At 62.2% G+C, this 14,436-nt stretch carries 14 protein-coding genes; 9 read left to right on the top strand and 5 right to left on the bottom strand.

Annotated elements, in window-relative coordinates; translation table 11 throughout:
* Positions 1-36: 36 nt before the first annotated feature.
* On the bottom strand, positions 37-468 hold the full coding sequence (locus tag J6497_RS34125) for a hypothetical protein (protein WP_225708603.1): 432 nt from the start codon (positions 466-468) through the stop codon (positions 37-39).
* Between the two features lie 195 nt (positions 469-663).
* Between J6497_RS34125 and J6497_RS34120 the strand changes: the two genes are divergently transcribed.
* Positions 664-942: a GIY-YIG nuclease family protein gene (locus J6497_RS34120; protein WP_225708626.1), complete on the top strand. Its 279-nt coding sequence runs from the start codon at positions 664-666 to the stop codon at positions 940-942.
* Positions 943-989: 47 nt separating this feature from the next.
* On the opposite strand, the gene J6497_RS34115 is transcribed toward J6497_RS34120, so the two are convergent.
* Positions 990-1,220 carry a hypothetical protein gene (locus tag J6497_RS34115; protein WP_225708602.1) on the bottom strand — a complete coding sequence of 77 codons (231 nt, stop codon included), beginning with the start codon at positions 1,218-1,220 and terminating at the stop codon, positions 990-992.
* 303 nt (positions 1,221-1,523) lie between these two features.
* Between J6497_RS34115 and J6497_RS34110 the strand changes: the two genes are divergently transcribed.
* The 3 genes from J6497_RS34110 to rocF all read left to right on the top strand — a co-directional run bounded on the left by J6497_RS34110 (position 1,524) and on the right by rocF (position 6,136).
* The gene (locus J6497_RS34110) at positions 1,524-4,049 is read left to right on the top strand and encodes a glycogen/starch/alpha-glucan phosphorylase (RefSeq protein ID WP_376708314.1); all 2,526 of its coding nucleotides are present in this window, start codon (positions 1,524-1,526) and stop codon (positions 4,047-4,049) included.
* Positions 4,050-4,232: 183 nt separating this feature from the next.
* Complete coding sequence (locus J6497_RS34105) at positions 4,233-5,048, top strand: acyl-CoA thioesterase (protein WP_225708600.1); 816 nt, start codon at positions 4,233-4,235, stop codon at positions 5,046-5,048.
* Positions 5,049-5,167: 119 nt separating this feature from the next.
* On the top strand, positions 5,168-6,136 hold the full coding sequence (gene rocF / locus J6497_RS34100; RefSeq protein ID WP_225708599.1) for an arginase: 969 nt from the start codon (positions 5,168-5,170) through the stop codon (positions 6,134-6,136).
* On the opposite strand, the gene J6497_RS34095 is transcribed toward rocF, so the two are convergent.
* The 3 genes from J6497_RS34095 to J6497_RS34085 all read right to left on the bottom strand — a co-directional run bounded on the left by J6497_RS34095 (position 6,133) and on the right by J6497_RS34085 (position 9,593).
* Positions 6,133-6,486, bottom strand: a complete 354-nt coding sequence (locus tag J6497_RS34095; protein ID WP_225708598.1) for a hypothetical protein — start codon at positions 6,484-6,486, stop codon at positions 6,133-6,135. The genes rocF and J6497_RS34095 overlap by 4 nt on opposite strands.
* Before the next feature lie 180 nt (positions 6,487-6,666).
* Positions 6,667-8,283, bottom strand: coding sequence for a phosphoenolpyruvate carboxykinase (locus tag J6497_RS34090; protein WP_225708597.1), 1,617 nt, complete (start codon positions 8,281-8,283; stop codon positions 6,667-6,669).
* A 578-nt stretch (positions 8,284-8,861) separates the two neighbouring features.
* Positions 8,862-9,593, bottom strand: coding sequence for a HugZ family pyridoxamine 5'-phosphate oxidase (locus tag J6497_RS34085; protein ID WP_225708596.1), 732 nt, complete (start codon positions 9,591-9,593; stop codon positions 8,862-8,864).
* A gap of 226 nt (positions 9,594-9,819) precedes the next feature.
* On the opposite strand from J6497_RS34085, the gene J6497_RS34080 reads away from it, so the two are divergent.
* The 5 genes from J6497_RS34080 to J6497_RS34060 all read left to right on the top strand — a co-directional run bounded on the left by J6497_RS34080 (position 9,820) and on the right by J6497_RS34060 (position 13,816).
* Entirely contained in the window at positions 9,820-10,521 is a 702-nt protein-coding gene (locus J6497_RS34080) for a response regulator transcription factor (RefSeq protein ID WP_225708595.1), read from the top strand.
* 113 nt (positions 10,522-10,634) lie between these two features.
* Positions 10,635-12,440, top strand: a complete 1,806-nt coding sequence (locus J6497_RS34075; protein ID WP_225708594.1) for a sensor histidine kinase — start codon at positions 10,635-10,637, stop codon at positions 12,438-12,440.
* Positions 12,437-12,958, top strand: a complete 522-nt coding sequence (locus J6497_RS34070) for an HPr kinase/phosphorylase (RefSeq protein ID WP_225708593.1) — start codon at positions 12,437-12,439, stop codon at positions 12,956-12,958. The genes J6497_RS34075 and J6497_RS34070 overlap by 4 nt, the downstream gene beginning before the upstream one ends.
* Positions 12,959-13,091: 133 nt before the next feature.
* The gene (locus tag J6497_RS34065) at positions 13,092-13,493 is read left to right on the top strand and encodes a PTS sugar transporter subunit IIA (RefSeq protein WP_027579987.1); all 402 of its coding nucleotides are present in this window, start codon (positions 13,092-13,094) and stop codon (positions 13,491-13,493) included.
* The gene (locus tag J6497_RS34060) at positions 13,490-13,816 is read left to right on the top strand and encodes an HPr family phosphocarrier protein (protein ID WP_225708592.1); all 327 of its coding nucleotides are present in this window, start codon (positions 13,490-13,492) and stop codon (positions 13,814-13,816) included. Before J6497_RS34065 ends, J6497_RS34060 begins: the two co-directional genes overlap by 4 nt.
* Positions 13,817-14,436: the final 620 nt, after the last annotated feature.

The following is a 14,436-nucleotide window of genomic DNA, read 5'->3' as shown; positions in this document are numbered from 1 at the left end:
CCCAGAACGATGGACCAATTGGGTTGACGGAAAGCATCACCGTCCCACGATCACCCCGATTACATTCGGCGCGGCAAGATATTTCTCCTCGATCGCCGCGCGCGCCGCGGCGCGGTTCTCCGGCGTCAGCAGGCCACGCTTTTCGGCGAGGATCATCCAGCAATAGCCCCACCAATCCGTCAGCATGCCCTGGTCGTCGACGAGGTCATAGCCCTGCTCGGCCGCAAAGATGCGCGCATGCGCTTCATCGAGCGAATCGAGCCAGGCGTGATCTTCGGCCGAAAACAGCTCGTCACCGATGTCGTCGATGGTGTAGCCCCAGATCGACATGCAGACCGCATTGAACTCGCGGTCGATCTGGTCGTCATCGACCCATTGGCGGCGGGACGCCTGATGCAGGCGCGACAGCGAGCGCGCAAAATCGGCGATGCGAGTGAGCGCGAATTGATCGAAGGCAATGGTGGACATGTAGTCCTCGCGGGAACGGACAGGCCATAGATGTTGTATCGGCAACGCGCCGAATCACAATGATATATCAGATACTTACTAAATTGTTCTTAATTTGTTCTGGCTATCTTTACGTCGTCCCGGCGAAGGCCGGGACCCATCACCACAAATGTTCGACTGTTGCGAAATCGAGCCGATCCCATGACTGCTGCCACAATTTACTATGTTTACATTCTCGCCAGCCGCCGCCACGGCACGCTTTATACCGGCGTCTGCAACAACCTGGTTAGTCGCCTCACGCTGCATCGCGCCGGACAGGGATCGGAGTTCGTCAAGAAGTACGGCGTAACGCGCCTCGTCTACATGGAAACGTATGCATCACCGCAGGAAGCGATCGCGCGCGAAAAGCAACTGAAGACCTGGCGGCGTGATTGGAAGATTCGGTTGATTGAAGAAAACAATCTCGAATGGGCTGATTTATCGCATCTACTCTAAGCCCTGTGGGTATGGGTCCCGGCCTTCGCCGGGACGACGAAATCCTTTCACATCGCCGACAGCATCTTGTCGCCGCAATAGTTTGCGTAAAACTTCCCGCCGCATTGGCGCTTGATGGCGGCGCAGCGGGCGGCGGGGGATGCGTTTTGTGGGGTGCTGAAGCCGCAGGTCAAGCCGTCGGCGCTACGCCCGGTCCTGCCGGCGGCGAAAGCGGCGCTGGTGACGGTGATGCAGACGATGAACAGCACGGCGGCTGCGATTTCGATCAGCAGTCTCATGATGTCCCTCTCGATGATGGTGGTTGTGCCGCCTAATATGTAATCATACCACCAAAGCGCCTCGCCTCGAGGTGGCAAAATCGGCCCGGTCCTTGCATAAAATCATACCAGCGCGGTGCACAATAACCGGCTGGGCGGTTCCGATTGAAGTGCAAGGCGCGTATCATTTGTTATCTAGAGCATGATCCGGAAAAGTAGAAACCGGTTTTCCGAAAAGATCATGCTCAAACAAAGAGATTAGACCATGATCCGATTCCGTCTAATCGGATCATGGTCGAGTCCCCCAAGTTCAGGATTGCCGCGTTGCAAGAACAGTCTTTCTCAGGGAGCTATCCGGCGCTCAATCAGCCGATCGATGAATTGGCGCTGGCAGAGATCAAGGGCGCGATCCTTGCCAAGCTAAGGCTTGAGATCGGCAAGGACGCCAGCGTGGCGACCAAGCGCGACTGGTACAAGGCGGCGGCACTCGCGCTGCGCGATCGTATCACCCATCGCTGGCTCATTGCGGAAAAGGAGAGCTACGACGCCGGGGCCAAGCGGGTCTATTACCTTTCGCTCGAATTCCTGATCGGCCGCCTGTTCACTGATGCGCTCAACAATATGGGCCTATTGCCCGTGTTCGAGGGAGCACTCGGCGATCTCGGCGTCGGCCTCGACGAACTGCGCAAATGCGAGCCTGACGCTGCGCTTGGCAATGGCGGCCTCGGGCGGCTCGCCGCCTGCTTCATGGAGAGCATGGCGACGCTGGCGATCCCTGCCATCGGGTACGGCATCCGCTACGATTTCGGCCTGTTCCGCCAGATCATCAATCAGGGCTGGCAGCAGGAATATCCAGACGAGTGGCTGGGCTTGGGCAATCCCTGGGAATTCCAGCGGCCGGAAGTCGTCTACAACATCCATTTCGGCGGCACGGTCGAGCATGTCGATGACCACGGTCGTGACCTTGCCGTCTGGCACCCGGCGGAAACCGTGGAGGCGATGGCCTACGACACCCCGATCGTCGGCTGGCGCGGCGAGCGCGTCAACGCGCTTCGGCTCTGGTCGGCGCATGCGCCGGATCCGCTGAAGCTCGACGTCTTCAACACCGGCGATTATGTCTCAGCCAGCGCGGAGCAGGCGCGGGCCGAGGCGATCTGCAAGTTCCTTTATCCAAACGATGAAAGCGCCGCGGGGCGCGAACTGCGCCTGCGCCAGGAATATTTCTTCGTCTCGGCGTCCCTGCAGGATCTGGTGAAGCGGCACCTTTCGGCGGACGGCCAGCTCCGCAGCCTTGCGATGAAAGCGGCCGTGCAGCTCAACGACACCCATCCGAGTCTGGCAGTCGCCGAGCTAATGCGGATCCTGGTCGATCTGCACCATTTCCGCTGGGACGAAGCGTGGAAGATCACTGTCGCAACGCTATCCTACACCAACCATACGCTGCTGCCGGAGGCGCTCGAGACCTGGCCGGTCGAACTGTTCGAGCGGCTGTTGCCGCGGCATCTCGAGATCATCTACCGCATCAATGTCCAGCATCTGGCGCTGGCCGAAGAACGCTGCCCTGGCGATATCGAATTCCGCGCCGCGGTATCGTTGATCGACGAGAAGTCGGGCCGCCGGGTGCGGATGGGGCAGCTCGCCTTCGTCGGCTCGCACCGCATCAATGGCGTCTCGGCGATGCATTCCGATCTGATGAAGGAGACTGTGTTCCATGATCTCCACCATCTCTATCCCACACGCATCACCAACAAGACCAACGGCATCACCTTCCGCCGCTGGCTGATGCTGGCCAACCCAAGATTGACAGGCCTCATTCGCGACGTCTGCGGCGAGGCCGTGCTCGATGATTTCTCTCTGTTCGAGCGGCTCGAGTCGCATGCCAGCGACAATGCGTTCCAGCAGCAATTCCGCGACATCAAGCGTCATAATAAGGTCGTGCTGGCGCGGCTGATCGCCGAGCGCAACCACATCAAGATCGACCCGGCGGCGCTGTTCGACGTGCAGATCAAGCGCATCCATGAATACAAGCGGCAACTCCTGAACATCCTGGAAGCGGTCGCGCTGTATCAGGCGATCAAGGATGAGCCGCAGCGCGACTGGGTGCCGCGCGTCAAGATCTTCGCCGGCAAGGCGGCGGCGAGCTACCGCTACGCCAAGCTGATCATCAAGCTGATCAACGACGTCGCCGAAGTCGTCAACAACGACCCCGCAATCAAAGGTCGGCTGAAGATCGCCTTCCTCGCCGATTATAACGTCAGCCTGGCCGAGGTGATCATCCCGGCCGCCGATCTGTCCGAGCAGATCTCGACCGCCGGCATGGAAGCCTCCGGCACCGGCAATATGAAGCTCGCGCTCAACGGCGCCCTGACCATCGGCACGCTCGACGGGGCCAATATCGAGATCCGCGAGCATGTCGGCGCCGAGAACATCGCGATCTTCGGCATGGAGGCCGGCGACGTCATGATCCGCCGCAAACAGGGGCTCGATGCCAGCGACGTGATCCGCCGCTCGCCGCGGCTGGCGCGTGCCATCACCGCGATCGAGAGCGGCGCGTTCTCGCCCGGCGATCCCGCCCGCTTCGCCTCGATCGGCCATGCGCTGCGCCATCTCGACCACTACATGGTCAGCGCCGACTTCGATTCCTATTACGATGCCCAGCGCGGCATCGATGCGCGCTGGCAGGTGGTGCCGGCCTGGACGCGGGCTTCGATCCTCAACGTCGCGCGGACGCCGTGGTTCTCCTCCGATCGCACCATTCGCGAATACGCCGAGGACATCTGGAACGTGCCGGTGCGGCCGCCTACCCCGCGCACGCTCAAGGAGCAGGCGCAGCGGGGCGCCAAGCGCTAATCACACGAGGTGGAAATCGATTACCTCTGACGTCATTGAATTCCGCCGAACACCCGCGATACTGCATCCTCGTCATTGCGAGGAGCGTAAGCGACGAAGCAATCCATGCCTCCGCAAGTGGTGAAATGGATTGCTTCGCTTCGCTCGCAATGACGGAGTATTTCGCAACACCGGGACAATTTCATGCTCACCAAGACCCCGCATTTGTTTGACGACGCCACAGCGGTCACTGCCGGCGACAGCCGCTGGCAGGGGAAGACCAGCGACGATTACTGGGCGTTTGTCGGCCCGTTCGGCGGGGCCACCGCCGCAACGATCCTGCGGGCGCTGATCGATCATCCGCAACGCGCCGGCGATCCGCTCGCGCTCACCGTCAATTATTGCGCGCCGATCGCGCAAGGCGCCTTCGACCTCGATGTCCGCTTGGTGAAGGCCAATCGTTCGAGCCAGCACTGGTCCGTGGAGATGACGCAGCGCGGCGGCGAGGTTGCAACGCTTGCAACCGCCGTGTTCGCCGAGCGCCGCCCCTCCTGGTCGCACCAGCAGGCCAGGTTTCCGGACGCAACGCCGTTCGAACAGACCCTACCCTATCCCAAGACCGCGGCATCGTGGGTCAAGCAGTATGACTTCCGCTTCGTCGAGGGCGAGCCGAAATTCGGCACGCCCTCGAGCGCGCCGCCGGACGCTTACTCAAAACTCTGGATCTCCGACCGCGTGCCTCGCAAGGTCGATGCGCTATCGCTGACCGCGATGTCGGATGCCTTCTTCGGCCGCGTCTTCCACGCCAAGCGCGAACTGGTGCCGTTCGGCACGGTGTCGCTGACGACCTATTTCCACGTCGACGCCGCCGATCTTGCCGCCGAGGACATCACCCGCGTGCTGGCGGCGGCCGATGCCAAGATCTTCCACAAGAGCTATGGCGACCAGAACGGCGAGCTGTGGTCGCCCTCCGGCCACCTGCTCGCCACCACGACGCAGATCGCCTATTTCAAGGCGTAGGCGGTAAAGCGTAGACGTCGTAGGGTGGGCGAAGCGTAGCGTGCCTATCACTTCTTGCGGAACGTGGATGGTGGGCACGCTACGCTTTGCTCACCCTACGCACTGAGAGCGCCGCCGCAATGCCCGAAACTGACAATTCAAAACCCTCGCGCATCGCACTCCTCGGAGTTCCCATCGAGATCGGCGCCGCACAGGCCGGCACGCTGATGGGGCCGGCAGCGCTGCGCACTGCCGGAATCGCGCGCGTGCTGGAGCAATTGGAATTTGGCGTCGACGACCACGGCGATCTCTCCATCCCCGCGGTGGTTTCGGACGAACCGGCGCCTGCGAATACAAAGGTCTATGACGAGGTGAAGACCTGGATCCGCCTGCTCTCCGAGCGCGCCTATTGGCTGGCGCAGTCCGGTGCGGTGCCGATCTTCATGGGCGGCGATCACTCGCTCTCGATGGGGTCGATCAATGGGGTCGCGCGCTACTGGCAGGAGAAGGGCCGGCCGCTGTTCGCACTGTGGGTGGATGCACATGCCGACTACAACACGCCCGACACGACAATTACCGGCAACATGCACGGCATGTCCGCTGCCTTCCTCTGCGGCGAGCCTGGGCTTGACAGCCTGCTCGGCGGCCTGCCGCGCGCCTCGATTTCACCTGATCAGCTCGACCTGATCGGCACCCGTTCGATCGACCCGCTGGAGCGCAAGCTGTTGCGCGAGCGGCGTGTCGCCATCGCCGATATGCGCGCCATCGACGAGTTCGGCGTCGCCGTGCTGATCCGCCGCGTGATCGATCGCGTCAAGGCGAAGAACGGCGTGCTGCATGTCTCCTTCGACGTCGACTTCCTCGATCCTTCGGTCGCGCCCGGCGTCGGCACCACGGTGCCGGGCGGCGCGACCTATCGCGAGGCGCACCTGATCATGGAGCTCCTGCACGATTCCGGATTGGTGCGCTCGGTCGACATCGTCGAGCTCAATCCCTTCCTCGATGAGCGCGGCCGTACCGCGCGGGTCGCGGTCGAGCTGATCGGCAGCCTGTTCGGGTTGCAGATCACCGATCGCCCGACACCGACGAACGCAGTGTTACCCGATTAAGTATCCTGCGTCGCGTTGCCGGTGACGAGGGTCGTATTGCCCGACACGGGATCGGTGATGACGTTCCTCACTTGCGCATTGCCTTGCGAGGCGAGCGTGAACTTGGTGTCGCCGATCCGGAACGCATTGTCCTTGATCAACACCTGCTGGTACTGGACGGTCGCACCGCTCTGGTATTTCACCTGGGCGCGGAATCCGTTCACCTGCGAAATGCTGAACTGGAATTTCTGGCCGTTCGAATAGGCGCCATCCCAGGTGCCCTGATAGCTCGCGGGATCAACATTGACATAGGGGGTGTTGGAGGCAGTCGAGAGCGATGCCGACGTGTAGGCGTTCTGAAGAATGCTCATGATAGCGCCATCGCGCGCTCCCGTAGAAGAATCCAGATGCGCGAGTTACAGGCGAGGGCGGTTAACGGCCGCTTGCGGAGTGTTTCCGGATGTTGCTGACTACCATGCAGACATGTTCCGGAACAGAAAAAGGGCGACCGCACGGGTCGCCCTTTTCATTCGAGGAAATTGACTTTGAGGCTATTCGGCCGCGAGCTTCACGTCCGGCGCGGCGGCGCGAACTTCAGCATCGACCTTGCTCTCGAACTTGGAGAAGTTCTTCTGGAACATGCCGACCAATGCGCGGGCGGTCTTGTCGAACTCGGCCTTGTCCTTCCAGGTGTTCACCGGATTGAGGATCTCGCTCGGCACGCCCGGCAGCGCGGTCGGCACCGCAAAGCCGAAGTACTCATCGGTGCGGAATTCGACATTGCGCAAGCTGCCGTCGAGCGCCGCGGTGAGCAGCGCGCGCGTGACCTTGATCGGCATGCGCGAGCCGACGCCATACTTGCCACCGGTCCAGCCGGTGTTGACCAGCCAGCAATCGACATTGTGCTGGGCGATCAGGTCGCGCAGCATGTTGCCATAGACGGAAGGGTCGAGCGGCAGGAACGGCGAGCCGAAGCAGGTCGAGAATTCCGGCTGCGGTTCAGAGCCGAGGCCGCGCTCGGTGCCGGCGACTTTCGCGGTGTAGCCGGACAGGAAGTGATACATCGCCTGCGCCGGCGAAAGTTTTGCGATCGGCGGCAGCACGCCGAACGCATCCGCCGCCAGCATCACCACATTCTTCGGCTGTGGCGCGCGGCCGGTGCGCGAGGCGTTGGGAATGAAGTCGAGCGGATAGGCGGAACGGGTGTTCTCGGTCTTCGAGCCGTCGTCGAAGTCCACCTCGCCGGTATCCTCGTCGAGCACGCAGTTCTCGAGCACCGCGCCGAAGCGCTTGCTCGCGGCATAGATCTGAGGCTCGGCTTCCTTCGACAGCTTGATGCACTTGGCATAGCAGCCGCCTTCGAAGTTGAAGACGCCGTCCGGACCCCAGCCATGCTCGTCGTCGCCGATCAGCGTGCGGTTGGGATCGGCCGACAGCGTCGTCTTGCCGGTGCCGGAGAGGCCGAAGAAGATGGCGGTGTCGCCCTTCGATCCGACATTGGCCGAGCAGTGCATCGGCATCACACCGCGTGCGGGCAGATAATAGTTGAGCGTGGTGAAGACCGACTTCTTCATCTCGCCGGCATAATAAGACCCGCCGATCAGGACGATCTTGCGGGCGAAATCGATCGCGACAACGTTCTCCGAGCGCACGCCGTGACGTTTGGGATCAGCGCGGAAGCTCGGCATGTCGATGATCGTGAGCTCGGGCACGAAGCTCGACAGCTCGATCGCCTCGGGGCGGATCAAAAGCGTACGGATGAACAGCGAATGCCAGGCGAGCTCGGTGAACACGCGCGTCTTGATCCGATAGGTCGGATCGGCGCCGCCATAGAGATCCTGCGCGAACAGCGTCTTGCCTTCGGCGTGTTTGAGGAAATCCTGATGGAGCGCCTCGAACTGCTCTGATGTGATCGACTGGTTGCCGGCCCACCACATGTTCTGCTCGGTGGTCGCGTCGCGGACCGTGAACTTGTCCTTCGGACTGCGGCCGGTGAATTCGCCGGTGTCCGCACAAAGCGCGCCATCAGCCGAGAGCACGGCCTCGCCTGCCGCAAGCGAATATTGATAGAGCTGCGGCGCGCGAAGATTCCAGTGCACGCGCTTGAGTTTTTTAAAGCCGAATTTATCGGCGCCAAAGGCACCGTTGTACACGCCCGTGTTTTGCACGAAGACCTCCTCGAACCCGCGTTTCCCATCGCGCGAATGTCGCTAACGCGCGTCAGTCGCGGTGACCTTTTCCAACAACAAATATAGCCCGAAGGCCCCGGTCCAGCGACCTCATAATGGGGCAATCCGCGCTTGCCAAGCTAGTCCCCGAATTTTGGTTTATTCCAAGGCATCTGCTCCCATGTGGTTCAAGCACTTGCTGCAGCGCAAGGCTGATTTTTGCCCATAGATCGCGCGACGATCCGCCGCGATCAACGCGAGTGACGACATCTTTGCGATGCACAATTGATGCCATCCGACGCGCTGCGTCGTCGATCAACGCGTAGAATACCCGATATGCAATTTGGGGGAGATGAGACGTCGGTCTTGCCGGCGGCAATGCTGTTGCGGTTCGACCGCACAATCCGATCGACAATGGGAGTTGATCGCACAGCCTCACTCGACGCAAATTTGACGGCTTTTAAAATGCTCGGCGCGCGCAAACGTTCCGCGCAGTTGAGCATAAGAAGCATGACGCCAAGCGCGTTGACGACCGCGCTCTCTTCATGCGCTACGCGCTGCGACCTCGCGTCATCACTTTACTTTGCACGGGCTTCCTCTGCGAGTCGGACCAGCATCTTGCGCAGCTCGGCAGCGTCACGCACGCGCTCGGGAAACTCAAGCCGCAGCGTCCGACGACCCGCCTGCATGTCCATGCCCTCGGGGTCACAGCCAACGCAGTGCCAGTCGGCGCGCTCGGCCCCGAGCAGCCGGGTCGCATAAAGGTCCATGGCGTCGCGGTGATCCTCATTCATATGCTCGACGGCCCCCGCTTCGACTTCCAGCAAGCCGTTCGCCCCAGCCAAATCGGTCAAGAACTGTTCGGGCCCCAGATCGACGATCCGGCCGAATCCGGCGACCAGGTGGGTGGCGGAGGGGATGATCTGGAAGAAGGAGAAATCCTTAAATTCTACAAAGGCTTCCGACGAAGGATGGGCGGCGAGGTAGCGGCGACGCACGAGACTTGCGGCGTCGCCTTCCTCCTGTTCCGCCCGGCCGGCCAGCATGATCCGGGAGCCCTCCAAAGGGTCGCCTTCAGCCTGCTCGTGCAGCATCAGCGACACCCGGGGGTCGGCGAGCAGGTTCCTGGTATGGACCGCCAGGCGAGAGAGCAGCAGGATCGGGGAGCCGTCCGGGTGGCTCGCGACATTGACCAGGGAACAATAGGGATCACCGGTTCCTGACATCAGCGTCGCCAAGGCCCCTTGCCGGCACCTGCGCAGCAGGGAGCGGGCGAGCCTGGCGGGGTCGAAATCAGCGCTCGGTTGCATCGAAATTACCTAGCAATTGTCCGGCCATGTGGTTGCACTTCGGGGCTTTTTTCGGGTAAACGGCTTCAGATGGGTCGGACGCGTCGCGGGGGGCGAGGCGTTTGGCGGAACTCGGTCACACTTCAGCCTTCCTTACAATGCTCGCTGACCGCGTCCGAAGCCCAATTATGCGGCGCATCACCGGAATGCTCGCCGTTTCAGCCAACTGGAAACTGAAAGCAGGCTCATGCCCACAATCGCCCTGGTCGATGATGACCGCAATATTCTCACCTCTGTCTCGATCGCGTTGGAAGCCGAAGGCTACCGCATCATGACATACACGGATGGTGCGTCGGCGCTGGACGGTTTCCGTACCTCGCCGCCGGATCTGGCGATCCTCGACATCAAGATGCCGCGCATGGATGGCATGGAAACACTGCGGCGGCTCAGGCAGAAATCCGATCTGCCCGTGATCTTCCTGACCTCCAAGGATGAAGAGATCGATGAATTGTTCGGCCTGAAAATGGGTGCCGACGATTTCATCCGCAAACCGTTCTCGCAGCGTCTCCTGGTCGAGCGCGTAAAGGCCGTGCTTCGCCGCGGCCAGCCAAAAGATCCGACCGCCGCTCCGAAGGAGCCGGACACGCGCGCGCTCGACCGCGGCCTGCTCAGGATGGACCCGGAGCGTCACACCTGCACCTGGAAGAACGAGCCGGTGACGCTGACGGTGACCGAATTCTTGATCCTGCAGGCACTGGCGACGCGGCCCGGCGTGGTGAAGAGCCGCAACGCGCTGATGGACGCCGCCTACGACGACCAGGTCTATGTCGACGATCGCACCATCGACAGCCACATCAAGCGGCTGCGCAAGAAGTTCAAGGTGGTCGACGACGATTTCGAGATGATCGAAACCTTGTACGGCGTGGGGTATCGCTTCAAGGAAGCCTGATCTGCGGTGAAAGCCCGCTTTGTTAACTGACATGGTCCGCACCTATGGGGTAGGGTGCGAGCTCAACAGCGTGCATGGTAAGTCCTCTCGTCAACGAACCGGCAGTTCTGCCAGTGCTTGATCGAACGCAGCCCGAACCAGGCCAGACGGTCGAGGAAGCCCAGGCGCTCCTCGAGCAGGACCAATTTGCCGACAAGGCGACGGCAAAGCGCTGGCGTCCGCTGGACTTGTTGAGCCGCGCCGGACAGTTCTTCTTCGCGCTGTCCTTCTCGAGCCTGACCCGCCGCATCGTCTCGCTCAATCTCGCGGGCCTCGTCGCCCTCGTCGCCAGCATCCTCTACCTCTCGCAATTCCGCGCCGGCCTGATCGATGCCCGCGCCCAGAGTCTTTTGGTGCAGGCCGAGATCATCGCAGGCGCGATCGCGGCCTCCGCTACCGTCGAGACCAACACCATCACCATCGATCCGGAGCGTCTGCTCGACCTCAAGCCAGGCGAAAGCTACGGCGTGCCGGACGAATATTCCGACTTCCCGATCAATCCCGAACGCGTCGCGCCGGTGCTGCGGCGGCTGATCTCGCCGACCAAGACGCGCGCCCGCATTTTCGACCGCGAGGGCGCATTGATCCTCGACAGCCGCAGCCTCTACGGCAAGGGCGACGTGTTCAGGATCGAGCTGCCGCCGCCGACCGCGGAGAAGCCAGGAATCGCCGAGCGGACCACGATCGCGATCCGCACCTGGCTGAACCGGGGCGATCTGCCGCTCTATCGCGAGCTCGGCCCGGAGAACGGGAACGGCTACCAGGAAGTGGCGCAGTCGCTCAAGGGCCAGAAGAGCAGCATGGTGCGCGTCAACGATCGCGGCGAGGTGATCGTCTCGGTCGCCGTCCCCGTGCAGCGCTTCCGCGCCGTGCATGGCGCGTTGATGCTCTCCACCCAGGGCGACGACATCGACCAGATGGTGACCGCCGAGCGGCTCGCGATCCTGAAGGTCGGCGGGGTAGCCGCCGCCGTGATGATCGTGCTGTCGCTCTTGCTCGCCAGCACCATAGCCGGACCGGTTCGTCGTCTCGCCGATGGCGCTGAAAGGGTCCGCCGCCGCATCCAGACCCGCATCGAGATTCCCGACTTCACCCGACGCCGCGACGAGATCGGCCATCTCTCCGGCGCGCTGCGCGACATGACCAACGCACTCTACAGCCGGATCGAGGCGATCGAGATGTTCGCGGCCGACGTCGCTCACGAGCTGAAGAATCCGCTGACGTCGCTGCGCTCGGCGGTGGAGACGCTGCCCCTGGCGCGCACCGAAAGCAGCCACTCCCGGCTGCTTGCCGTGATCGAGCATGACGTCAGGCGGCTCGACCGGCTGATCTCCGACATCTCCGATGCGAGCCGGCTTGACGCCGAGCTGCAGCGCCAGGACATGGGGCAGGTCGATCTGCGCCGCCTGCTGACGACGCTGACCTCGGTCGCCAACGAGACCAAGCTCGGCCACGACGTTGCGGTCGAAGCCCGCTTCGAGGGCCGCGGTCCGACGGATACCTTCGCGGTGCCCGGCCACGATTCGCGGCTCGGACAGGTGATCTCCAACCTGCTCTCCAACGCGCAGTCGTTCTCGCAGCCGGGCGACAAGGTGCGCATCGTCTGCCGCCGCATGCGCGCGGAGATCGAGATCGTGGTCGACGACGACGGCCCGGGTATCGGCGAGGATGCACTCGAGCGCATCTTCGAGCGCTTCTACACCGACCGGCCGCACCAGGGCTTCGGTCAGAATTCCGGACTGGGGCTGTCGATCTCCAAGCAGATCATCGAGGCGCATCACGGACGCATCTGGGCCGAGAACCGACCTGGTCTCGCTAACACCGACGGCAAGCCGACGGTATCAGGTGCGCGCTTCGTGGTCAGGCTGCCGGCGCTATGAGCCACAGCGCCAGCGTGCATGCCTCCGCAGTGCTGGTGGGAGAGCGCGCGGTGCTGATCCGCGGACCGTCCGGCTCCGGTAAGTCACGCCTCGCCTTCGATCTGATCCTGGCCGGCCGCGCCAAGCAGCTTCCGCATGCCGTTTTGGTGGGCGATGACCGTGTCTATCTCGACACAGCCGGCAAAGAATTGCGGGTGCGGCCGGTGCCCGAATTGGCCGGGCTGATCGAGATTCGAGGGCTCGGCATCCGCCGCTGCGAGTTCACACATGAGGCAATCGTGGGGCTGGTGGTCGATCTCGCCGCTGGCGATGCCGAGCGCCTGCCGCCGCCGGAAGCCCTGCAGACCGAGATAAACGGTGTTTCACTACCGCGAATCCCCATCAGTGAGAGCATTTCACCCCTGCTACTGGTTGTCGCAGCGTTGACGACAACTGAAAGTTCATGTTCCCGTAATGTTGCGGATGATTGCTTGGGGCAGATCGGTAACCATATCAGCCGCAATATGGCCACTGAATAGACCGGCGCAGATCCGTATTTCTCCGCTCCCAAATTCCGGGAAATCGCCTAGATGCCCTCTTGCGCGGGGCCTCTGGATGGTCAAAGTGGCGCGTTCGTGCGGTGCACCAAGAAGCACCCGCGAGGAGTTTCCGATGATTGGTCTAGTGCTTGTGACCCACGGGCGCCTTGCCGACGAGTTCAAGGCAGCGCTCGAACATGTGATGGGCCCACAAAAACAAATTGAAGCAATTACGATCGGAGCCGAAGACGACGCCGATCTGTGTCGCAGCGACATCATCGAAGCGGTCAACCGCGTCGATAGCGGCGACGGTGTCGCGATCCTGACCGACATGTTCGGCGGCACGCCGTCGAACCTCGCGATCTCCTGCATGAGCCGGCCCAAGGTCGAGGTGCTCGCAGGCATCAATCTTCCGATGCTGGTGAAGCTCGCGAAGGTTCGCGAAGAGCGGTCGCTGCCCGACGCGATCGCGATGGCCCAGGAAGCGGGCCGCAAATACGTCACCATCGCCAGCCGCGTCCTTGCCGGCAAATGAGCGCCGAGGACTCGGGCGAGAACGAAATCGGCCCGACCGTTCCTACGGGCGCGATCTCCCGTGAACTCCAGATCGTCAACAAGCGCGGCCTGCATGCGCGCGCTTCCGCCAAATTCGTGCAGATGGTCGAGCGTTTCAACGCCGAGGTCTGGGTGACGCGCGGCAGCGAGACCGTCGGCGGCACGTCGATCATGGGATTGATGATGCTCGCCGCCGGCCCCGGCACCTCCGTCATCGTCTCCGCCACCGGCCCCGAAGCCGAAGCCGCTCTCGATGCCATCGCCGAACTCGTCGCCAGCAAGTTCAACGAAGAAGGGTCGTGAGACGCAGTCCCATGCCTGCTCCGTAGGATGGGTAGAGCGAAGCGAAACCCATCGCGATGGAGCAAGCCACGCGATGATGGGTTTCGCTTCGCTCTACCCATCCTACGATTCTCCCAACGCCCGCACGCTGTCGTCCTCGCGAAAGCGGGGACCCATAACCACAGGGAGATGTTGTGGCACGAGCGAGCGGTTGCAGCGGAACACATCACAAAGGCCTGTGGTTATGGGTCCCGGGTCAAGCCCGGGACGACGTGGGGAAAGGTTCGGATTTGAATTTCAAACAGCGGAGAGGATGTGCGTCCGCGTTCTCGCGGCATGCATAGCCCGAGCTTTGCATCTCGTTCCACCCTCTCATTGAGTAGAGGGCGCAGGGAAAGCCGGGTGCCGGTTGCACCCGTGGGCCCCGTGCAACAAAAAGCACGGGGGTAGGACCACAGGTCAACCGGAGCAACACCGGCTTTCCCTGCGCAGTGGTTTACGGCTTACTTCGTGCTCTTCCCGGTGACCGGGCTTTCTTGCCACCGTCGCCTCTCGCGCAAACTTGTTCGCGCAAAAAACTTAGCGCCAGCGTCGGGGCGCCAGAACCACACGACTTCGCCGTCCACGGATAGTCACGCTCG

The organism is Bradyrhizobium cenepequi (genome assembly GCF_020329485.1).
Classification (GTDB): Bacteria; Pseudomonadota; Alphaproteobacteria; order Rhizobiales; family Xanthobacteraceae; genus Bradyrhizobium; species Bradyrhizobium cenepequi.
Note: the sequence above shows the minus strand (reverse complement) of the source record. Positions and strands in the feature narration are given on the sequence as shown.